Source organism: Rhodoferax ferrireducens (genome assembly GCF_031458075.1).
In the GTDB taxonomy this organism is placed as follows: Bacteria; Pseudomonadota; Gammaproteobacteria; order Burkholderiales; family Burkholderiaceae_C; genus Rhodoferax_B; species Rhodoferax_B ferrireducens_A.
Map to the genome: position 1 here is coordinate 109,126 of NZ_JAVDXT010000002.1, position 21,302 is coordinate 130,427.

General features: G+C 64.7%; 20 protein-coding genes. 6 read left to right on the forward strand and 14 right to left on the reverse strand.

Annotated features, from left to right (window positions below; translation table 11 throughout):
• Nucleotides 1–25: 25 nt before the first annotated feature.
• Both J2X19_RS09565 and J2X19_RS09570 read right to left on the reverse strand, forming a co-directional pair.
• Nucleotides 26–838, reverse strand: coding sequence for an oxidoreductase (locus tag J2X19_RS09565; protein WP_310372857.1), 813 nt, complete (start codon nt 836–838; stop codon nt 26–28).
• Between the two features lie 83 nt (nt 839–921).
• Complete coding sequence (locus J2X19_RS09570) at nt 922–1,521, reverse strand: TetR/AcrR family transcriptional regulator (RefSeq protein WP_310372859.1); 600 nt, start codon at nt 1,519–1,521, stop codon at nt 922–924.
• 256 nt (nt 1,522–1,777) lie between these two features.
• Between J2X19_RS09570 and J2X19_RS09575 the strand changes: the two genes are divergently transcribed.
• From J2X19_RS09575 to J2X19_RS09585, 3 genes are all read left to right on the forward strand, one after another.
• Nucleotides 1,778–2,692, forward strand: coding sequence for a LysR family transcriptional regulator (locus J2X19_RS09575; RefSeq protein ID WP_310372861.1), 915 nt, complete (start codon nt 1,778–1,780; stop codon nt 2,690–2,692).
• A 275-nt stretch (nt 2,693–2,967) separates the two neighbouring features.
• Nucleotides 2,968–4,650 carry a subtype B tannase gene (locus J2X19_RS09580; protein ID WP_310372863.1) on the forward strand — a complete coding sequence of 561 codons (1,683 nt, stop codon included), beginning with the start codon at nt 2,968–2,970 and terminating at the stop codon, nt 4,648–4,650.
• 57 nt (nt 4,651–4,707) lie between these two features.
• Nucleotides 4,708–6,000 carry a gallate dioxygenase gene (locus J2X19_RS09585; RefSeq protein ID WP_310372865.1) on the forward strand — a complete coding sequence of 431 codons (1,293 nt, stop codon included), beginning with the start codon at nt 4,708–4,710 and terminating at the stop codon, nt 5,998–6,000.
• On the opposite strand, the gene J2X19_RS09590 is transcribed toward J2X19_RS09585, so the two are convergent.
• Entirely contained in the window at nt 5,997–7,574 is a 1,578-nt protein-coding gene (locus tag J2X19_RS09590; RefSeq protein ID WP_310372868.1) for an FAD-dependent oxidoreductase, read from the reverse strand. The genes J2X19_RS09585 and J2X19_RS09590 overlap by 4 nt on opposite strands.
• A 92-nt stretch (nt 7,575–7,666) precedes the next feature.
• Nucleotides 7,667–8,782: a hypothetical protein gene (locus tag J2X19_RS09595; RefSeq protein WP_310372870.1), complete on the reverse strand. Its 1,116-nt coding sequence runs from the start codon at nt 8,780–8,782 to the stop codon at nt 7,667–7,669.
• 157 nt (nt 8,783–8,939) lie between these two features.
• Between J2X19_RS09595 and soxR the strand changes: the two genes are divergently transcribed.
• The gene (gene soxR, locus J2X19_RS09600) at nt 8,940–9,398 is read left to right on the forward strand and encodes a redox-sensitive transcriptional activator SoxR (protein WP_310372872.1); all 459 of its coding nucleotides are present in this window, start codon (nt 8,940–8,942) and stop codon (nt 9,396–9,398) included.
• A 9-nt stretch (nt 9,399–9,407) separates the two neighbouring features.
• Here the strand turns inward: soxR and J2X19_RS09605 are convergent, their stop codons facing one another.
• Both J2X19_RS09605 and J2X19_RS09610 read right to left on the reverse strand, forming a co-directional pair.
• Nucleotides 9,408–9,866, reverse strand: a complete 459-nt coding sequence (locus J2X19_RS09605) for a tetratricopeptide repeat protein (RefSeq protein ID WP_310372874.1) — start codon at nt 9,864–9,866, stop codon at nt 9,408–9,410.
• Between the two features lie 74 nt (nt 9,867–9,940).
• Nucleotides 9,941–11,128, reverse strand: a complete 1,188-nt coding sequence (locus J2X19_RS09610; RefSeq protein ID WP_310372877.1) for a DUF418 domain-containing protein — start codon at nt 11,126–11,128, stop codon at nt 9,941–9,943.
• 173 nt (nt 11,129–11,301) lie between these two features.
• Between J2X19_RS09610 and J2X19_RS09615 the strand changes: the two genes are divergently transcribed.
• Both J2X19_RS09615 and J2X19_RS09620 read left to right on the forward strand, forming a co-directional pair.
• Nucleotides 11,302–12,312: a proline racemase family protein gene (locus J2X19_RS09615; protein ID WP_310372879.1), complete on the forward strand. Its 1,011-nt coding sequence runs from the start codon at nt 11,302–11,304 to the stop codon at nt 12,310–12,312.
• Between the two features lie 8 nt (nt 12,313–12,320).
• Entirely contained in the window at nt 12,321–13,250 is a 930-nt protein-coding gene (locus tag J2X19_RS09620; RefSeq protein WP_310372881.1) for a delta(1)-pyrroline-2-carboxylate reductase family protein, read from the forward strand.
• A gap of 11 nt (nt 13,251–13,261) precedes the next feature.
• Here J2X19_RS09620 and J2X19_RS09625 read toward each other — a convergent pair whose 3' ends face one another.
• From J2X19_RS09625 to J2X19_RS09660, 8 genes are all read right to left on the reverse strand, one after another.
• Entirely contained in the window at nt 13,262–14,938 is a 1,677-nt protein-coding gene (locus J2X19_RS09625) for a saccharopine dehydrogenase family protein (RefSeq protein ID WP_310372883.1), read from the reverse strand.
• Between the two features lie 4 nt (nt 14,939–14,942).
• On the reverse strand, nt 14,943–15,398 hold the full coding sequence (locus tag J2X19_RS09630; RefSeq protein ID WP_310372885.1) for a thiol-disulfide oxidoreductase DCC family protein: 456 nt from the start codon (nt 15,396–15,398) through the stop codon (nt 14,943–14,945).
• Between the two features lie 22 nt (nt 15,399–15,420).
• On the reverse strand, nt 15,421–16,977 hold the full coding sequence (locus J2X19_RS09635; RefSeq protein WP_310372887.1) for a polyamine aminopropyltransferase: 1,557 nt from the start codon (nt 16,975–16,977) through the stop codon (nt 15,421–15,423).
• A complete protein-coding gene (locus J2X19_RS09640) occupies nt 16,974–17,192 on the reverse strand; it encodes a DUF350 domain-containing protein (protein WP_310372889.1) in 219 nt (72 codons plus the stop codon). Before J2X19_RS09640 ends, J2X19_RS09635 begins: the two co-directional genes overlap by 4 nt.
• A 45-nt stretch (nt 17,193–17,237) precedes the next feature.
• A complete protein-coding gene (locus tag J2X19_RS09645) occupies nt 17,238–18,740 on the reverse strand; it encodes a DUF4178 domain-containing protein (protein WP_310372891.1) in 1,503 nt (500 codons plus the stop codon).
• Between the two features lie 12 nt (nt 18,741–18,752).
• Entirely contained in the window at nt 18,753–19,781 is a 1,029-nt protein-coding gene (locus tag J2X19_RS09650) for an SPFH domain-containing protein (protein ID WP_310372892.1), read from the reverse strand.
• A 311-nt stretch (nt 19,782–20,092) separates the two neighbouring features.
• Nucleotides 20,093–20,896, reverse strand: coding sequence for a glycine-rich domain-containing protein (locus tag J2X19_RS09655; RefSeq protein ID WP_310372894.1), 804 nt, complete (start codon nt 20,894–20,896; stop codon nt 20,093–20,095).
• Nucleotides 20,896–21,288, reverse strand: a complete 393-nt coding sequence (locus J2X19_RS09660; protein WP_310372896.1) for an S-adenosylmethionine decarboxylase family protein — start codon at nt 21,286–21,288, stop codon at nt 20,896–20,898. The genes J2X19_RS09655 and J2X19_RS09660 overlap by 1 nt, the downstream gene beginning before the upstream one ends.
• Nucleotides 21,289–21,302 lie beyond the last annotated feature (14 nt).

A 21,302-nucleotide genomic window follows, 5' to 3' on the forward strand; every position in this document is an offset into this window, starting at 1 on the left:
CGTGGAGTGCGAAACGGCTAACCGCTTATGCTGCGAGCCGAAGGTCTTTGCGCACCCCGGCGTCCAGCACACTGGCGGGCGCAAACCTGCGCAGCAGGCGCATGCGGCGGGCCAGGCCGGGGGCGTAACGGAGCTTGGGCTGCGTTGCCGCAGCCGCCTGCAATACGGTGTCGGCCACCACGCCGGGGCCGTCTGCTCCCACCAGCACCTCTTTGACGCGCTTTTCCACGCCTGCGCGGATCTCGCGGTACACGTCCAGCGGGGCATCGGGCGGCACCTGGTTCGCATCGAAGGGCGTATTGATGTAGGCGGGCTCGACCACCGAGACACGGATGCCCTGGGTGCGCAGCTCGTGGTCCAGTGATTCCGAATAGCCCGCCACCGCATGCTTGGTGGCGGAGTACAGCGCCATATACGGCATGGGCAGGAAACCCAGCACCGAGCCGATGTTGATGATGCGCCCACTTTTTTGGCGGCGCATGTGCGGTACAACGGCGCGTGTCATCCGCACCATGCCGAAGAAGTTGGTGTCGAAGATGGCCTGGGCCTGGGCCATCGAACTCTCTTCCGCAGCGGCCGCTGCGACGCCGAAGCCGGCGTTATTGACCAGCAGGTCGATGCGGCCCTCCAACTGGATCAGCTGCCGGACTGCGGCGTCGACCGATGCGTCCTGGGTTACGTCCAGGGCCAGCATCTGGAATGCTCGCTGAGCCACCTGGCCGCCACGCCGGCTGGTGCCGTAGACCCTGTAGCCGGCCAGTGCAAGCTGCTGCGCAGTGGCTTCGCCGATGCCGGAGGAGGCGCCTGTTACCAGGGCAATTTTCTGCTTCGTGTTCATGGGGTTTTTCCTTCAGGGTGTGATTTACGTATGATGACCATCATATTTTTGAGCGTGCGAAAAGCCAGCGTATTACGGCGGCTTCAGGCAGGGAGCAGGTGTTTCAATGCGGCCGCGCACAGGCTGTCGGATAGCGCGGGTTCGTCCACCGCGCGGGCCAACAGCAGGGTGCCGACCATGGTGGCGACGGTCACCAGCGCACGCTCGTGGGCGGCGGGCTGTCCCCAGTCGGGCGACTGGCGGGCGGCCAGATCGACCATGGCCTTGATGTGCCGTGTGGTCACCCGGCGGACTTCGGGGGCCTGGCGCGGCGTCTCCGAGCCCAGCGCGGCCAGCGGGCAGCCCAATTCGACTTGCTGCAGGTGCTCTGGCGACAGATAGGCGTGCAGCATGGATGCCAAGGCCTGCTCGGGCGGGACGTTGGCGACAACGCCGGTCGCCACGGCGGCGGATTCCGCGCACGCCCGATCAGCGGCCTCGGCCAGCATGGCTTCGCGTGATGCGAAATGGGCGTAGAAGGCGCCATGGGTCAGGCCGGCCTCTTTCATGATGTCGGCGACACCGGTTCCGTCGTAGCCGCTTCGCCGGATCGCCCGTGCAGCGGCCGATACGATGCGCTCGTGTGAGGCTTCCTTGGCGGTGGTTCTGGCGGTTTGCTTTGTGTTTCGCATGATGCATATCATACATAATTTCAAGAATCCGTGCTGTGACGGTTTTGGCGATACCGTTGGGCATAGCTGGGGCATGCGTTTCGACGGCAGCGGTTCACCAGGATTGCGTCCAGGCACAGCCGCAGGCCAAGCATCGACGATCCGAGCGGGCGCAAATTCTGGGTGTGGTCAGTGCTATCCAAACTATGCCGAAACTCGGGGCGCGATAACCTCAGAATATCGGTACATTGTCCCGTGAGGGTAGATGCCTTTTGACCGGAACCAGACAATGAAACTTGCAACCCTGAACGTGCTTGTGGCGGCGATTGAAGAGGGCAGCCTGCGGGGTGCTGCGCGCCGGGTCGGGGCGTCCCAGCCGGCGATCACCAAGATGGTCCGCGAACTGGAGCTGGAGCTGGCCGCCCCCCTGTTGCTGCGCACCTCCCGCGGCGTGGTGCCCACGGCACAGGGCAAGGTGCTCTACGACCGCGCCGTCAAAGTGGACCGCGAGCTGACTGCGGCGGTGGACGAAATCAACCAGATCGGCGGCCGCATGGTCGGCCATCTGCATGTCGGCGCCGTGCCCCTGGCCGTGATGCTGCTGATCCCCGAAACCCTGCGTACCTTCGGGCAGGAATTCCCCGAGGTCAAGCTCCGGGTCAGCGAGGAACTGTATGTGGCGCAGCTGCAGAAACTGCGTTCGGGCGAAGTGGATATAACCGTGGGCGGCATCCCGGACGATCTGTCCACCGGCGAGTTTTATGTCGAACCGCTGATGCAGACCAGCATGGTGGCGACCGTGTGCAAGGCCAGTCCCTGGCTGAAGGCGCGCAAGCTGTCGGACCTGCAAACTGCCCGGTGGGTCTACACCGGGCCGAACAGCGAATCCGGCTATGCCAAGCTGTTTTTTGAACGCCACAAGCTGCCGGCGCCGGCGGTGGGCGCGGTGGTGAATTCGACCCTGGCTCTGCTGGCCTTGGTGAGCTCGGGCGACTACGTGGCGCTGATGCCGCGGCAGATTGCGGTGCACCCCGTGGTCGCGCAGTTCATCTCCATCGTCGATATCGAAGAAAAAGGCTACCCCTTGCAGGTGGGGGCCATTCTGCGCAGCGACTCCGCGGTATCCCCGGTGCTGCGCCATCTGATTGCGCATTTGCACCGGGCCGCGCACCAGATCGAGCGGGCGCAGGCCTTGCCGTCCTGATACCGCATCTGCTTCGGAAACTCCCCGCTTCGCAGGCCGATCCTGCCGGGAAAATGCGCTTGCAGCGATAGCTTCGGGTTATCGCGGGCCTGAAATCAACGTCTCCCCAGGCAGTGGAGCGCTTCGCACAATCCGTCCCGCAAAGAGGCCTTTCCCGGCGTGGTGCCCGGCCTGGCCTCGGATTGCATCCGCATGCTTCGGCGGTTGACTGCTTCCCTGTGCCTTGCGCACTACTTTTCTATCAAAAAATAACCCACAAGGGTTGAGGAGACTCCATGACATTCAAACTCACACGCCGCTCTTTGATGGCTGCGATGCCGGCCATGGCAAGCGTTGGCATGCTGGCGGGCTGCGGTGGCGGCGATGATGCGGCGGCGGTCAGCGCTGAAGACGCGGCGCTGAAGTTTGACGCAAGCACCTACACCACGGTCAACGTCACACTGGACGGGGTGGCGTTGAAGCTGCGCCAGTACCGGCGTGTCTATGTGGCCAAGCCGGTCAAGATGGCGACCACGCTGACGACCTTCAACACCACCACGCTGGCCGATCCTTACGCCATGCAGACCATGGTCATCTCGGTGGCTGAGGCCTTGGTCAATGACCAAACGAAGCCGATTTACATGGTGGTCAACAACGCCGGCTGGTTCGCCAGCCCGGTGTCCACCACCGTGACCGAAGGCGCGGCTTTCGTCAGTACCAGCGACACGGATGCGATGGGTGCGGCGTTGAAGGCCGGCTATGTCGTGGTCAACCTGGGCACCCGCAGCCGGGGCGCCCGTGCCGAGGATGGACGCTGGGCGGGCAAGGCTCCGGCACCGGTGGTCGATACCAAGGCCGCCATCCGCTACCTGCGGCTCAACGACAGCCTTTTGCCGGGCAGCACAAGCCGCATCATCTTGACCGGCACCAGCGGCGGTGGCGGTTTGACATCCGCCGTCGCCGCCAGCGGCAACAGTGCTGACTTCCTGCCGTACCTGGCAGAAATCGGCGCGGCTGGCGTATCAGGCTCTGGAAGTACCGCCACCAGCACCCTCAAGGACGACGTGTTTGCCGCGGTGGCCTACTGCCCGATCAACAATCTGGGCAATGCCGATGCCGGTTACGAGTGGGAATACAACGCCACCCGCACGGATAGCAACACAGGCGCACTGAACAGCGTGGCCTACTCGGCCGGCCCGCAAGTCGCAGCCTCCACGGCGATCGCGGCCAGCTTTCCGGCCTACCTGAATGGCCTGGGCTTGACCCGCGAAGACGGCTCCGCCCTGAGCGATGCGAATCTGCGTGACGCCACCATGGCCCTCGTGAAAAAGGAAATCGAAGCCCAGATCGCCAAAGGCACGGCCGTTCCCGCGCTGGGCGCGAACTTCAGCGTCAGCGGAGTCGCCTATCTGAACGACTGGCTCACCCTGGCGGGCACGGGCACCAGCGCCACGGTGGCCAGCATCGACTACGCCAAGTACCTGGCGTTCGTGACCAAGATCCGGGCACTCAAGACGGTCGTGGCATTTGATGCAGTGGGCGTTACCGGCAACCCGAACATCAGCGGGGAATCCACACTCTTCGGTTCAGACTACTACAGCTATTCCAACTTCACCGCCTGGAGCTGGGCCAACAATGCCGTGAAGGGCGACGGTTCGGGCGTGGACGACACGGCACTGGCATGGGATGCGTACCTGGCCAGCTCGACCAGCAAACTGGCGACCCAGCTCAAGCTCATCAACCCGATGGCCTACCTCAACACCACCGCGGATACCGCACCTTACTGGTATGTGCGCCACGGCATGATTGACCGCGACACGGCGTTCGCCATGCAGACCTTGCTGTACTACGCGATCAAGAAGGATGCATCGGTGAAAGAGGTGGACTTCAAGTACCCCTACCTCGTGCCCCACAGCGGCAACTACGACGTGCAGGAAGCCTTCACCTGGATCAAAGCCAAGCTGGCAGCCAATCCCTGACCCCCTGCACCACACGCGTGTGGTGCTTTCCATTCCAATACACCCTAGGAGTCCTCCATGGCCCGCATCATCGGCGGCGTAGCCGTTTCGCACACCCCCACCATCGGCTTCGCCTTCGACCGCGACAAGCAGGCCGACCCGGTGTGGGCTCCCATCTTCGCGGCGCTGGAGCCGGTCAAGCAATGGCTGGCCGAAGTCAAACCGGATGTGGCCATCGTCACCTACAACGACCACGTCACCTCCTTCTTCTTCGACCACTACTCGGCGTTTGTGCTGGGTATTGGCGAGCGTTTTGAAGTGGCCGACGAGGGCGGTGGCGCGCGCGATCTGCCGGGCATCCACGGCCACCCCGCGCTGGCAGCGCACATTGGCCAGTCGCTGATGGCCGACGAATTCGACATGTCTTTCTTCCAGGATAAACCGCTGGACCACGGCTGCTTCTCGCCGCTGTCGGTGCTGTGGGAGCACGCGCAGGGCTGGCCGGTGAACATCGTGCCACTGCAAATGGGCGTGCTGCAGTTTCCGCTGCCCAGCGCCCGGCGTTTCTACAAGCTGGGCCAGGGGCTGCGCCGCGCCATCGAGAGCTACCCGGAAGACCTGCGCGTGGTCATCGTCGCCACCGGCGGCCTGTCGCACCAGGTGCACGGCGAGCGCGCGGGCTTCAACAACACGCCCTGGGACATGCAGTTCCTGGAGCTGTTCGAGAACGACCCCGAGCGCCTGGCCTCCTTGACCCACGCCGAGCTGGCCACGCTGGGCGGCATGGAAGGCGCCGAGGTGATGATGTGGCTGACCATGCGCGGCGCGTTGTCGTCCCAGGTGCGCAAGCTGCACCAGGCCTATTACCTGCCGTCCATGACCGGCATCGCGGCGGTGGTCTACGAAAACCTGGCCGGCCCGGTGATCGCCGGCGAGGTCGAGCGGCACCGCGCCGCCATGGCCGTGCAGATGGCCGGGGCCGAGCGCCTGCAAGGCAGTTATCCGTTCAACTTTGCGCGCAGCGTGAAGGCGCTGCGGTTGAACCGGTTTTTGCGCGACATGGCCGTGCCCGCGCACCGCCAGCGCTTCCTGGCCGATGGCCCGGCCCACATGCGGGAGGCGGGCCTGAACGACGAGGAATGCGACTTGCTACAGCGGCGCGACTGGCGCGGCCTGATCCACTACGGCGCGATCTTCTTCGGGCTGGAGAAGCTGGGCGCGGTGCTCGGCGTGTCCAACCTGCACATCTACGCCGCCATGCGCGGCGAGACGCTGGAGGTGTTCCAGCAAACCCGTAATGCACCGAATGCCCTGTACTCGGTGGCGGGCAGCGGCGGCACAGCCCCGATCTGGGACAAGCCCGCGGCCTAGGCTGCCTGGTGCCCCAGCGTGAACGCTTCCTCGAACACCGAGTAGCCGGCCCAGTCGCTGTGCGCAAATACCAGGCGCTGCGTTTTTTGTAGCTGCTGGCGCTGGTGCAATATGCGCTGCAGGCCGATTTGGCTTGAAACTGCAGGCGTCGGTATGGCCATCGCATGGCCGTAGCGGGTGATGTCGATGCGGGTGGCCTTGGTGGCGATGTCGGGGTGGGCGGTGCCCAGCTCGGCCAAGATCTCGTCGCGCCAGGCGGCCCAGGGTTTGTCCAGCAGCAGGCGCCGGCCGTCAGGTACATCGCCGAGCGCGCGGTAGTAGCTGAGCACTGTGGCGCCGGGCACCGGCAGCAGGCTCTGGTGCATGGCGTCCACATAGCCCAGGCCGGGGCTGCGGTACAGCACGTTGTCCCAGCTGGGCGCGGCGCCGGGCCGGTCTTGCAGCGGCGCGTCGATATGGATATTCGCCACCAGCCAGGGCGCGTAAGTGGTGCGGGCCGCGGCAGCGCGCAGAAAGTCCGGCGGATTCTGCATGACCCGTGCGGCAATGAACACCGGCAGCGCCACGATGGCGCGGCGTGCCTGCCAGCGCTCCAGCGTCTGGGTGGCGGTGTTGAAGGCATCGACCTCCACACCCTGTCGGGTTTCGGCGATACGCACCACCACCTGGCCGCTATGCAGGCGCGCACCCAGCGGCGCGGCCAGCCGCTGGGCCAGCCAGGCATTGCCCTCGGGCCAGGCCAGCACGCCATCCGCGACATCTTTGCGTTCGCCGCTGTCGGCCCCCGGGGCGTGGAAGCCATGCCGGCTGGCGAAGTAGTGGATGCCGGCCCAGGCCGACACCATGGCCAGGCCGGCGCCGTAATCGTCGCGGCAGCAGTAGTCCAGGTACCAGCGCAGCTGCACGTCGTCCAGGCCCTGCTGGTCCAGGTATGCTGCGAAAGTGATAGCTGCCAATGCTTGGTGTACCTGCGTAAACGGCAGTTTGGATGCGGGAATGGTCCAGCCCGCCTGTTGCCGCAGCTGCTCCACCAGCGCCGCAAACTTCTGGTACTGCGCCAGCGTGGCCGGGCCTACGCCCTGCACCGGCAGCAGGCCGTCCTGCCAGCCACCGTTGAAGAACAGCCGCTCCTGCGGGCTGTGGCACAGATGGCGCTCGGCGTACTGCCAGCGGCCCGCCACGCGCTGGCGCAGGCCCAGTTCTTCCAGCAGGTCTTGTACCTCGGGCGCGTCGTCGCTAGGCACTGGCAGGTAGTGCGCGCCCAGCGGGCAGGCAATGCCGTTCACCGTGCCGCTGCGGCTGTTGCCGCCGGCGCTGTCTTCCAGCTCCAGCAGCGCGAAGTCTTCCACGCCTTTGAGGCGCAAGGCCCGCGCCGCCGCCAGGCCGGCCACGCCGCCGCCGGCGATCACTACCTCGGTACGGTGGGTGGTCGATGGCGTCGGCCAGCTGCGGGTATCGCGCAGCCGGTGGCCACGGTCCAAGGCGATGCCGGTGAAGCCGCCGGCGATCTCACGGGTCGATGTGCAGCCCAGCAGGGGCAGGGTGGCGGTGGCGAGGAAGTGGCGGCGGTGCATGGGTGGGTAGGAGGGCGGCGGTCAGTATAGGCAGTGCCTTCGCTGCAGCCTGCTGTTGCATATGGACCATGCGCGCACCGAGGCCGGCAAGGTCAGCTTCTCATTCCCAGGCTGTGGGATGCGTCCTGCGTTTTCCACCATCGGCCCAAATGGGCGGCTGCCGCTAAAAACAGCGGAGCGGCCTGCGGGTCGTTGTCTGCCGCATCCAGGCAGGCCAGGGTGTACTTGGCCAGGTGGGCATCCGGGTGCGTGGCAGCGTGGCTGGCCAGGGCGGTGGCCGATATTTGCGGATCAGCGATTACGTCCGAGACTTCCAGTGCCACGGTGCCCAGTGTGGCGCGGAAGGCCAGCACATGGGTGGCGGCGATGGCAACCAATGCCTGCGGGTCGCGGCTGGCATCGGCGTTGGCCAGCACGGCTTGCGGCAAGCTGAGGCAGTGGGTCCAGCCGTAAGGCGCATGCTGCGGGGTGTCTTGCAGCATGGACAGTGCCGCCAGGCGCAACAGCACCCGTTGCGCCTGGGGCACGGTCAGGGTCTGGCACGGGCCGGCCAAGAGCCGGGTGGCCATGCCGTTGTTTTGTACGGCCAGCAGAGTTGGTGCGATGGCGGTCGATGCCAGCGCCCATGCCGGTACCTGGGCTAGCCGTTGCCACAGGATGCTGGCCGGATCTGCATCCGTTCCACCTTCCGGGCCGGGCTGGGTGTGCCAGGTCAACTGTAGATCGGCCTGGCGCGCTACCGAACGCAAGGGCGCATGCAGCAAGCCGCCCAGTCCCGGGATCGTATGTACGAAACGAGGCAGGGCGGCCAGCAATATCGGGGTATGCGCGGCCGCGCCCAGTTGCGGCGTGAGTACGTCCACGAGTGCAGCCCGCAGTTGCCACAGCGGCAGGGCTTTCAGCAGAAATTCCAATGCGCCGTTGCAGCCATCGGCATCACCGTTGCGCAGCGCCGCCAGCAAGGCCTCCTGTGCGTGCCGGGGTGTGGCAAAAGTGGGTGACAGGAGCGTGATCTCCGGCCCTTCGGCGGCATAGCGGCTGGCGATGGCGGCGATCTGCTGGCGGGCCAGGTCGCGGGCGCTGGGTGCTACACGTGGCAACAAGGCGGCCCGCGCCAGCAGCTCCAATGGAGCGTGCAAGACAATCGACGAGGGTGGCCGCTGCTTGGGGGCTGTGATGGCCGCGGCCACGGCAGACACCAGACGCATGTCGCTCCACCGGTGCGCCGGACACCGTGCCCAGGCTTCGGAAAAAGTGTCCAGCGGGAGCTTTCGCAGAAGGTCAGTGGTGGTATCCATGGTCGGTATTCTGCAAGTTAAAGTAAACTTTAAGTCAAGAGGATTTTGATGAAAGAAAGCCACTGCAATGTCTGCTGAAATGCTGTCAATTGGCGTGCTGGCCAAGCGCTCCGGAGTGGCCGCCAGCGCGCTGCGCTTCTACGAAGATGCCGGTTTGATCCGCAGCACACGCAGTGCCGGAGGCCAGCGCCAGTACCCACGCGAGGTATTGCGCCGGGTGGCATTTGTGCGGGTGGCCCAGACGGTGGGGCTGAGCCTGGACGACATCCGTGCCGCCCTGGCCAGCTTGCCGCAGCAGCGCACGCCCAGCCCGGAAGATTGGCAGCGCCTGTCTACCGCCTGGCAGCCGATGCTGGACCAGAAAATCGCCCAGCTCAAGGCCCTGCGCGACCAGCTTTCGGCATGCATTGGTTGCGGCTGCCTGTCCTTGGAGCGCTGCGCGCTGTACAACCCCGGTGATGTGGCGCAGCAGCGTGGCAGCGGCCCCCGCTATTTACTGGGGGACAAGCCGGTCCAGGCTAGGTGATAGGGCCGATCAGGGGTGGCTGGTTTTGTATGCGGTGATGGCCTTGGCGAGGTCGGCGTATTCCTCGCAGCTTTGGTTGCCGCAGATTTTCTCCAATGCGGCCAGGTGTTTCTCGGCCTCGGCCGGTTGTTTGTCCATCAGATAGGCTTCGCCAATGTACTCGTGTGCGCCCCGGTGCTGGGGGTTGATCTGCAGCGCGATCTTGTAGTGCTCAAAGGCCTGGGGCAGGTTGGGTGTGCTGCTTTTGCGGGCGGTATAGCCCAGCAGGTTGTGGATGTCGGCGTTGCGGGGCTCGTCGCGCAGCGCGGCGTTCAGCTCGAACTGGGCGCGGCGCCAGTCCTTGGACTGGATGGCTTTTTGCGCATTGTGCAGGCGCTCGCTTGCGCTGGGTGCGCTGGTGTCTATGGCCTGCGCGGTGCCGCAGGCGAGCAGGCAGGCGGCTGCCACGCTGTAGATCATTGGACGCATATCGGTCTCCTTGGGGATCTGGGGGCTCCCGCATTTTCGACCATGCGTATGACCCTAGTGGCGGGCGTATTTTTCTAACCAGGCGCTGTTGCGGGGGCCGGGCGGCGCGACAGCCAGCGCGCCAGCGGGTCGCGCCAACCATGCCGGCTGGCCCAACGGGCCGCGGCTACTGCGGCCAGCCATGCCAGCAGCGCGACTGCCAGGGTCAGCGCGGTGTCGCCGCCGAGCGGACGCAGCGCGCCATGGCCCAGTGCCATGCCCAGCGACAGCAGCAAATACATCGCCAAGGTGTGGTGGCCGGCCGGGGCCAACCAGCCGGCCCAGCGCGGCAGCTGTGGTTGGCGGTGCAGATGGCGCTGGCCCCAGCCCAGCAAACACGCCACCAGCCAGATGCCGGGCAGCGCGCCCAGCACGAAGAAGGCGCTGAGGGTGATGGGGTGGGGCGTGCCCGTGTGGTGTAGCCAGGCCGAGGCCGTGCCCAACGCCAGGTTCAGCAGCAGCGCCAGCGCCAGCTGCCCGTGGCCGAAGCGCCGGGCCCAGAACTGGCGCGCCGCACGCCGGTTGCCCAGCAGGCGAAAGCGCCGGGCCAGCATGCCGGTCACGGTCAGCCACAGCAGCAGGGGGAAGAAGGCGGTCAAGGAGCCGATCTGCCCCTCCAGGTAGCTGCTGGCATTCAGCGCGAGAAAGGACTGCAGGCCCTCCGTAGCCACCAGGCTATCGGCCTCCGAATAGGGTGGGTAGACGCCGTCTTTCCATTGCCAGAGCAGTACCCCGTTGCCCAGCAGCAAAACCACCACCAGCAGGGTCAGCCGGCGCCAGATGCGCAGCAGCCGGGCCGGCCGCGCGCTGGCCCAGCCGGCTGCCACCAAGCCGCACACGGCGTAGGCCGTCAGGATGTCGCCAAAGTAGACCAGGCTGCCATGCAGCAGGCCCACGCACAGCAGTTTGCCGTAACGGGCGCGCAACAGCCTGCCCACCGGCTGGCCGCGGGCGCGCGTCTGCAAGGCCAGCGCACACAGGCTGTAGCCAAACAAAAAGCACAGCAGCGGCCAGGCCTTGCCCTGCACCAGGGCCAGCAGCAGGCCGTGCAGTACCTGGGCCAGCAGCGAGTCGGCCGGTTGCGGCGCGCCTATGGGCAAGGGGTAGTCCGGCGTTTGCGCATAGCCCACCATGTTGACCACAAAAACGCCGAGCAGCGCCAGCGCGCGTAGCGCGTCGATCCAGGGTTCGCGGAGTGTGTGCAGGCGTTGTGTGTCTTGCATACGGCAAGCTTAAGCGCTCAGCCCGTCTTTGGGCGCCCGCGCCAGGCGATGGTGCGCATAGAACCCTGCTGCTTTCTGCTTGCCGGTGGCGGGGAGGGTAGGATTCTTCATACGATGCGCTGAATTTAAAGCCAGATTGGGTTCTCTCGCCCCCACTGTACCGAAAGCCCGCCATGTTGAATCTCGTCCGAACCATCCAGACCGTGGATGCCCACACCGGTGGTGAGCCACTGCGCATCTTGGTATCTGGCATGCCCGCCGTGCCTGGCACCGGCATTCTGGACAAGCGCGCCTGGCTCAAGACCCACCGCGACGATTTGCGCCAGTTCCTGATGAACGAGCCGCGCGGCCATGCCGACATGTACGGCGCCTACCTGCTGCCGCCGACCACGCCCGGTGCCGATTTCGGCGTGATCTTCATCCACAACGAGGGCTATAGCGATATGTGCGGCCACGGCATCATCGCCCTGGGCAAGGTGCTGGTGGAGCTGGGCTATGTGGAGCGCACCAGCCCGCTGACGCGCATAGGCTTCGACGCGCCCGCCGGCTTTATCGAAGCCTTTGTGGAGTGGGATGGCCAGCGCGCCGGCAAGGTCACCTTCAAGAACGTGCCGGCCTTCATCTACCTGCGCGACCTGGAGGTGCAGACCCCCAGCTTTGGCCGGGTGCGTGGCGACATCGTGTTTGGCGGCGCGTTCTACTACTACCTGAATGCCGAACAGGCCGGGCTGACGGTGAAACCCGAACTGGTCCGTTCGCTGATCCAGCTAGGCGCCGAAACCAAGGCTGCAGTGATGGCCCAGGTGAAGATCCAGCACCCGCTGGAGCCGGGGCTGGACCAGCTGTACGGCAGCATCATCGACAGCGCACCCAACTGTGCGGGCGTGGACCAGTCCAACGTCTGCGTGTTTGCCGACCGCGAGGTGGACCGCTCGCCCACCGGCACCGGCACCTCGGGCCGGGCCGCCCAGCTGTTCCTGCGAGGGCAACTTCCATTGGGGCAAACCTATGTGAACGGCAGCATCGTCGGCAGCAAGTTCGAGGTGAAGGTCGCGCAGGCGGTCAAGGTTGGCGACTTCGACGGCGCGCTCACCGAGGTCACCGGCAGCGCCCACATCATGGGCCACCACCAGTGGGTGCTGGAAGAGCTGGACCCGTTCCCCATCGGTTTCTTTTTGCGCTGAGGCCCGCCATGCAGATACTGAATGCCGAACAGACTGCCCGGGCCTTGCCCTATGCGCAGCTGGTGCCCGCAGTAGCCCAGGCCGCGCGCGAGCTGGCGCAGCAACAGATCCAGGCCCCCGAGCGTCTGGTCGTGCCCATGACCGAAGGCGGCGTGCTGCTGGCCATGCCCGCCGTGGGGCGCGACTTCAGCGTGACCAAGCTGGTCACCGTGCACCCGCGCAATGCCGCGCAAGGCCTGCCGGTGATCCAGGGTGAGGTGGTGGTGATGGATACCGCCAGCGGCCGCCGCCTGGCCTTGCTGGACGGTCCCACCGTCACCGCGCGCCGCACCGCGGCCGTCACCCTGCTGGGCATCCAGACCCTGGCACCGCATACGCCCAAGACGGCGTTGCTGATCGGCACCGGTGCCCAGGCCGCCGCCCATGTGGATGCGCTGGTCGAGCATCTGGGCTTGGCGCAGTTCTGGATTGCGGGACGCAGCCTGCAGGCCGCCCAGGCCTTCTGCGCAGCCCTGCAGGCCCGGCATCCGCACGCCCGTGCCACTGCCATGGCTGTGAGCGAAATGGACAATGTCTTGCCCGCCACCGATCTGGTGCTGGCCTTGACGACATCGCGTACGCCGGTGATCCCCGCGCACATCGGTGCGCAGACCCTGGCCATAGGCGTGGGCGCGTTCAAGCCGGATATGGCGGAATTCCCCCCGCCCTTGCTGCACTGCCGGCAGATCGTGGTGGACGACCTGGGCGGCGCCCGGCACGAAGCCGGCGATTTGCTGCAGGCCGGCGTGGACTGGGCCCAGGTGCGGGATCTGTCTTCGGTGCTGGATACGCCACTTGCCCCGGGGGCTGCAGTGCCGGTGTTCAAAACCGTGGGCCAGGCGGCCTGGGATCTGGCGGCTGCACGGGTGGCGCTGGCCGCAATCCAGCGTTCGAACTGAACACGTATCTTCTATGCGGCTGGCTCCAGCCAGCCTTGGTACCGCACGATCAGGCCGATCAGCGGGAGACACACTTCAACATGAAAGTGAAAGCGGCCCTGGGATTCATATTCGTAGCTGTTGCCGCCGGGCACCAGATAACGCGGAAGGGGCAGGCCTAAGAAAGTTGCGCCGCGCACCACCCAGTGCAATTTTTTTTCTGCTACCACCAAAGCAATGTGAAAGCGCAGCGGACCAAATCGCTCGACCAGCAGCCATTCGAGCGGGCCGGCACCTGTGGAAAGCGTGCTGGTAAAGCGCTGGGTATCGAAGCGCCGATGCCATACCTCGTTGCCATTTTGCTGCTGCATCTGCACGCTAACGGCGATGTCGGGGCTGGCTGTAGGAAAGCCAAACAAAGTTGCGATGCTGTTCGCACAGAATCCAGTGCCGCGTTGTACGCTGGCACGGCCTGCCAAAGTCTGTTGCTGCTGAACCTGGTGGGCGGCTTTTACCGCTGAGGGCAGATGGTTGAACGCATTGCCTAGCAGCAGCGGGAACACTCCTTGTATCTGCTGTCCGGGGCTGTGTTCTCGCACGCCGGTGTAAATGGTCCGCTGCGCAAACAGGGCGTCGTAGTCTGCGACTTCCAGGTCGTTGGTGGCCGGTCTGGCACCGGGTGCGGGAGGCTGGTGACGGAGCACTTTCTTCACGATGGCTTGCAAGGCCATGCAGGGAATATAGGGGCCGTCTTCGCCTTCGGCCAGCAGGTGCCAGGAGCGGTGCATGGGCTGTTGCTCCGCAGACAGCCCACGGACTTCCACGTACATGCCGCCACGGTGTTCGCCCCAGCGCAGCAGGTTGATGGCATGGAAAAAAAGCAGGCTGAACGGGGCAAGCGACGAGATGAGGCGCCAGCGTACCAAGCAGGCCATACCGTTGAGCATGCGGTGCAGTATTTCGGGTGTGGGGCCAGCGCCCATCCAGATTTCTGTCAGGCCAGTCCATAGCTTGGGCAGTACTTGCAGATCGGGCACTTCCACCAGGGAAAATCGGGTGTGTCGCAATGGAGCGTAGCCCGGAGGAGCGATGGTGTAGTAGCGTATCTCCATCAGCGCATGGCCTGTGTGGGTTTTGCCGTCTCTCACCAGTTGCACTGGTTGGCCCGCATAGCCTGCGATGGCGCGGATGACGTTTTTACCCACTACTGCAAAGGGCGAGGGAGCGATACCACCCGTGATGCACTGCACGGTGGGCATGTCCCGCGTCAGCATGCGGACTACAGCAGCCGTCAGTACGGGAAAGCTGCTGGCACCCGACAGTACAAAAATGCCGCGTTGCCGGGCTTGTTCATCAAATACCGAGATACCTTCCACGAAATCGGCACCGTCGGCAAAGTCCAGGTAGTTCACGCCGGCTTCCAGACATGCCCGGACAGCGTTGTAGCGCGTATCGCCATATGCCTGAAACGGACCGCTCGCATCGATGACGATGGCAATCTGCATGCGTTGTAAATCCTCAGCCTTGAGCCGATCACGATCCACCAGCAGGGGCTCACATTTCGCCGGTCCTGGTAGTGCGCTGCACAGGGCTTGCGCTTTGGGTAGGTTTCTGCCGCCGACCAGCAGGCAGAGCTGCTGATAGCCGGCCAGCAATTCACACAGGCGCGTGCCAAAAACACCATAGGCTCCCAGGATCAGTATGTTCATGGGTTCAGCCCACAATGAAACGGTCGAGGTCTTCGGGCGCTGGCAAGTAGCAGCTATCTTGGCTGCCAAACCAGCGCAGGCGGTTGCGCGCCAGCCCGTCGTATAGCCAGTCACGCCATGCCGGAGGCAGGGCGCGCAGCAGGCCGACGGCGCGCCAGGGCCAACCTAGGCCGCGGAACATGCGTATGGTCCCCTCGGATTTGATGAAGACCGTTCCGTCCTGGATCAGCAGATTGCTCTGGTAATCATCGCCACCCAAACCATAGTGCTGATAGAGCGCCTGGCCTATGGGGGATTGGGCTGCAAGCAGACGGTAGGTCTTGCGCTTGTCATGTCGCAGTACGAAGTTCGCCCAGCCAGAACACAACACGCAATGGCCATCAAAAACGATGATCGGCTTCTCGTCTGGAAACGCAGGAACTTGCGCGTCGGTCCGGTAGCTGTAGGGGAACTGGGTCATGTTGGCAAATTGAAATATGTGCTTAGCGTCCAACCTTGCCCCATTCGGCCTCGTAGGTCGTCACCAGTACCTGGTTCGATAGCCGGTTCACTTCGGTCGGCACGCGCGCCATGTCCAACGGGAAGTCGAACAGCGCGGGCAGGCTGGGCGGGCTGAGGAAGCGCAGGCCGGACGGCAGCGCGCTGGGGATGCGGTAGGGCCGGCGGCTGGCGATGACGAAGCCCCATTCGCCGAAGCTGGGCACGTGGGCGTGGTAGGGCGTGGCGGTCAGGCCGACCGATTCGATGGTGGTCGCGACGGTCCAGAAGCTCTTGCGCGCCACCAGTGGCGATGTGGTCTGGATGACGGCGTAGCCGCTGACCGACAGGCGCTGGTCGAGCAGGCTGTAGAACGAGTTGGTGTAGAGCTTGCCGATGGCGAAATTGGTCGGGTCGGGGAAGTCGACGATGACGACGTCGAAGCTGTCCGAGGTGGTTTGCAGCCAGTGGAAGGCGTCGGTGTTGATGACGTGGACCTTGGGGGACTGCAGTGCGCCGCCATTGAGCTGGACCAGCGCGGGTTGCTGGCTGAACAGCGTGGTCATGGCCGGGTCCAGCTCGACCAGGGTGATGCTTTCCACGCCCGGGTATTTGAGGATTTCGCGCACCGCCATGCCGTCGCCGCCGCCGAGCACAGCGACTTTCTTGGGTGCAGCTCCCGTGGCCGAGTAGGCGGACATGGCGGGGTGCACCAGGGCTTCGTGGTAGCGGTATTCGTCGCGTTGGGCGAACTGCAGATTGCCGTTCAGGAACAGGCGGTAACCGGCCTTGCCGTCGCCCACGCCGTTCGTCACCACGATGCGCTGGTAGGGGCTGGTGCTGGCGAACACCACGCGGTCCTGGTAGAGCTTGTCTTCGGCCCAGCTGGTGATGTGGTCGGCAGCCGCCATGCCGGCAGCCAGGGCGGCCAGGGTGAAAAAGCAGGCCAGTGCATGGGCTTTGAACTGGCGCAGGTCGTGCCGGAACAGCCACAGCGCCCAGACCGCCACGGCGGCGTTCATCAGGCCAAACAGCAGGCCGGTGCGTATCAGCCCCAGCTGCGGCACCAGCAGCAGCGGAAAGGCCAGCGACACCGCCAGTGCGCCCAGGTAGTCGAAGGTCAGCACCTGCGACACCAGGTCCTTCAGCGCCACGTTGCGCTGCAGGATGCGCATGACCAGCGGAATCTCCAGCCCAACCAGGGTGCCAACCAGCAGCACCAGGCTGTAGAGCAGCGGGCGGAAGGTGCCGGGCAGGTAGGCGTTTGCTATAAAAAGAAGAGCTGGTAGCGCACCACCTATCAGCGCTACTAGCAGTTCTATGCGTAAAAAATGCGCTGGCAGCTGGCGCTCGAAAAAGCGCGACAGGTACGAGCCCACGCCCATGGCAAACAGGTAGGTGCCGATGATGGTGGAGAACTGCAGCACCGAGTCGCCCAGCAGATAGGACGCCAGCGCGCCCGCCGCCAGCTCGTACACCAGGCCGCAGGCCGAGACCACGAATACCGAGGCCAGCAGCGCCACCTCGACCGGGCGCGGCCCGGATTTTTCAGCCAGCTTCAATGGATCGCGGCCGCTACGATGATGCAGATACCGAGCGACATGGCGGCCACCACCAGGGCCAGTGCCAGGTTCTGCTTCTCGATGATTTCTTCCCACAGCTTGTAGGGCGTGAGCTTGTCCATCACGATGAAGCAGAGCCCAAAAATCAAGACACCGATCAGCGCGTAGAGGATGGAGCCCACGACGACTCCGGCTTTCAACCATTCAATATCCATGGGAATCTCCTTTGAAATGATGAAGACTTGCGTGGCAAGCCGTAACTATTTATGCCCGCCGCCGGTGGAAAAACCCCCGAACGAGCCGCCCGAACTGCGGTAGCTGCCCGAGGAGCTGCAGTTCTGCACATTCGGGTCGCAATTGCTGCGCCGACTGAACACCAGTGCCAGCACCAGCAAAATCAGAAAAATCCACAGCACCGTGCTCAGGCTCACATTCAAGCCGCTGCTCAGGGGGCTGGCGTCGCTGCGTTTGAGCAGCTCTTTCTTGCCTTCCAGCTTGAACGCGCTGGCCACCAGGGCGCTGTCGATTTTGCTGCCCACCGACCAGGTCACTTCCTGGGCCGATTGCTCCAGCGACAGCAGGCTTTTGCCACTGCTGAAATCGCGGTTGCTGGTCTTTTGGCCGCGCTGCACCTGCCAGTAGAACTCGCCCAGCACATAGGTGGTTTCGGCGTTGTAGCTCTCCTTCAGCTGGTAGCGGCTGCCCAGGTAGGTGGCGCTTTGGCCGCTGCCGGTCATTTCGGGCGCGCCGGTGGTGGGTTTGACCACGCTCCAACCCTCGGTGGAATCGACCAGAAAGATGAAGCCGCGCTTGGCATTGAAGAGCAGGTATTCCTCCCAGCCAAACTGCTCGTCGTCGCCCGGCGTGCTGCCCATGCGGTGCTGAAAGCCGACCACCTGCCAGTCCACGCCCTGCAGCTTGCCGGTGCTGCCCAGCGCAATCAGCGGCTGCACCGGCTCGTCCTGGCTGGCGTGCCGCAGCTCGGCGCCTATGCCGGACGTCAGGTCGATCAGGCTGTGGCAAGACCCGCAGGTGATGCTCTTGCTGCTGGCCAGGGCCACCGTGACCGGCGCACCGCAGCTGGGGCAGCTGAACTCGCGGCCTTTTTCTTCCTTGCTGGACTCGGCACGCAGGCCGACCAGTTGCAGATCGTCCAGCAGCACTGCGCTGCCGAGGGAACTTGCAGGCGGCTGCACGCCGTAATCCAGGCTGAGCACTTCACCCGCGGCACTGCGCAGCTCGACCATGGCAAATGGCACTCCCAGTGCGGGCAGGTGCGGCAGCTCGCCCTGGGCCGACAGCAACGAAACCTGCTGGTTCGACGCGACGCTGAAGCTCTTGCCATTGATGGTGGTGGTAGCGCCAATGCGAAAGCGATCGGCCGGGGGCAGCGCTGCCCGCGACAACTGTGGCGTGCTGAACACATAGGAGCCGTTGTCTTCGCTCAAATAGGCGCTACTGCCATCGGTGAGCACCGCGTGCCATTCGGTCCAGGTGCCCTCGGCGTACTTGTACTGCAGGCGTCCGACCAGGGTGAAATTCTGCGACTTCCATTGGCCGGAGACCTGCAGCTGCAGCAGGCTGTGGTCGTCGAACAGCTCGGCCATCTTGCCGATGCGCGACAGGGTTTCGCCATTGCGCACCACCGTGCTCTGGCAATACCCGCAGACTGCGTGGCTGGACTGCGCGCTCAGGAAGTCCACCGGCGCGCCGCAGCCAGGGCAGGGCGCGCGGTAGGCGCGCTGGATCGAAGGGGACGCCACGCAGCGAAGGGCTTAAACCAGCTTCTTCAGCAGCTCGGCTTTTTTGGCGTCAAATTCCTCTTGGGTCAGGATGCCCTTGGTCTTGAGCTCACCGAGCTTTTCCAGTGTGGCCATGACTTCCTCGGGTTTGACGCCTATCGCCGGTGCTGCTGGCGCTGCGCCGCCTTGCAGGCCGGCCTGCATGTTCTGCGCCAGCACTTGGCCCAGCGCCACGCCTGCGCCAAGGCCCATGGCATCGCCGGCAATGCCGCTACCCGAGCCCGCACCTTCGGCGAATTTGGGGATGGCTTGTGCGGTCTGGTACTGCATGAACTTGCCCATGTCGTTGCCTACCATGCCCATGCCGATCTTCTGGTCGAGGATTTTTTGCAGCTCTTCGGGCAGCGAGACGTTTTGCACCGTCATGCCGTCCAGCTGCAGGCCGATCTTGGCGAACTCGGGCGCCAGCTGGGTGGCCAGCGCCTGGGCAAACACCAACTGGTTCGAGGCCAGGTCCAGGAACGGGATGCCGCTGCTGGCGATGGCGTTGCTGATGTTTTGCAGCACCAGACCGCGCAGCTGGCCGTCCAGGTCGTTCACGCCGTAGCTGTCGCGGGTGCCGGAGATTTCGGTGTGGAACAGTTTGGGGTCGGCAATGCGGAAGCTGTAGTTGCCGAAGGCGCGCAGCCGCACCGCACCGAAGTCCTTGTCGCGGATGGTGATGGGCTGGGGCGTACCCCATTTTTGGTCGATCTGCTGGCGCGTGCTAAAGAAGTAGACATCGCTCTTGAAGGGCGACTCGAACAGCTTGTCCCAGTTCTTCAGGTAGGTGAGTACTGGCAGGGTTTGGGTGGTCAGCTTGTGGGTGCCGGGGCCGAACACATCGGCCACCCGGCCTTCGTTGACGAAGACCGCCACCTGGGAGGCGCGCACCACCAGTGCGGCGCCGTTCTGGATTTCCATGTCGGCCATGGGGAAGCGCCAGGCCAGTGTGCCGTCGCTGTCTTCGGTCCATTGGATGATGTCAATGAACTGTTTGCGGATGAAGTCCATCAAGGCCATGGTGTGCTCCGGTAGCTGGGGTTGAAAGGGAATGATACCCGGCGGCTAGGGCCTGTTCACGCTATGGATGCAAGTGCGAACGTGGCTAGAAAAACGCCACTCCGCGTTGCGGTCCTAGGCCAGGCGGCCAGCCTGGCCGTCGTCCCGCGCCTTGATTGGCGCTTTTCTAGCCACGTTCCCTGCGGGTTGCAGCCCAAAAGACCAGCCGCAGCGTTGCAAAGCCTTGCCGGGGTTCACCCCGGCTGCGTTTTACGCCTTGCCTCTGGCCTCTTGGACAGCAACGCATCTTGTATCCATAGCGTGAACAGGCCCTAGTCGCCGCCGCCACCGCAGCCACCCCCGCATCCGCCGCCGTCGGAACCCCCGCTGTCGCCGCTGCTGGAGCTGCTGTCGGAGCTACCGGAATCTCCGCCACCGCAGCCTCCGCTGCTGCTGCTGCTGAGGTCGGTGCCGCAGTAGCCGCCGGCATCGCTTTGCGCACCCACGCTGCGGCAGTCGGGGGTGTAGTGGTAGCCGCCTTCGATGCCGAACTTGGCGTCCAGCGCGAACAGCAGGGGCAAGCGGGTGGGCTTGCGTGGATGAATGCTTTCTTCCTTGCAGGCCCAATACCAGGTGCGGCGCAGGCCGTCGTTGTGCCGGCTATTGCTGCCCATCACTTCAGCAGGGGTGTGGTGCAGCATGCGGCCAAAAGCCCGCTGGCACCACAGCGCATAGCCCTGGGTGTGCAGGATGTAGGCGTGCCAGGCGGTGTCGACCACCTTGGAGGGCATGCCCACAAATTTGCGGTCGCTGCGCAAATGCGCCATGAAGAACTGCCGCAGCCCACGCAGCACCAGCTCGGCGTCCCGCTCTTGCAGGCCAGGGTGGGCGGCCAGAATCTTCGGCACTAGAAAACGCGGCAACTCGGCATCGCGGATGAACTGCCGGCGCACACTCAGTTCCCAGGAGCGCAGCGCCGTCCACAGCATGGCGCCCATGGCCAGTACCAGGGCGGGCCACCAGGGGTGCCGTGCAAAACCTGCGATGCACACCGGCACCAGCAGCAGGAACAGACCGCGGCGCGCCCACACCAGGGCGGTGATGCGTTGGTGGAAGTTGAGCTGCGGTCGGAGCATCAGGTGTGGGTGGTGCCAGGGATGGTGCCGCGCTGCAAGGCGTTGCGCTGCACCTGCGCCGGCATGAACAGTGCAATCAGCGCATCGATCAACCCCTGGGCCTTGGCCGAGTGGTCGGCACCGAAGTTGCACACATACACGTCTAAGGTGACCGCGCTTTGCTCTGGCCAGGTGTGCACGCACAAATGCGATTCTGCTAGCAAAATAGTAGCTGTAACCCCTCCAGGGCCCTGCGCTGTGGCCGGAAAAGTATGGAAGAGTTCGCCCACCGCCTGCAGGCCTACGGCTTGCACCGCATCGCGGCAGGCCACGCCCAGCAGGGTGGCGTCGAGCAGCCAGGCCGAGGCGCAGCGGCAGCGGTGGAGATCGGCGGTGAGGTGCAGGCCTTGCATGGCCTGCACTGTAG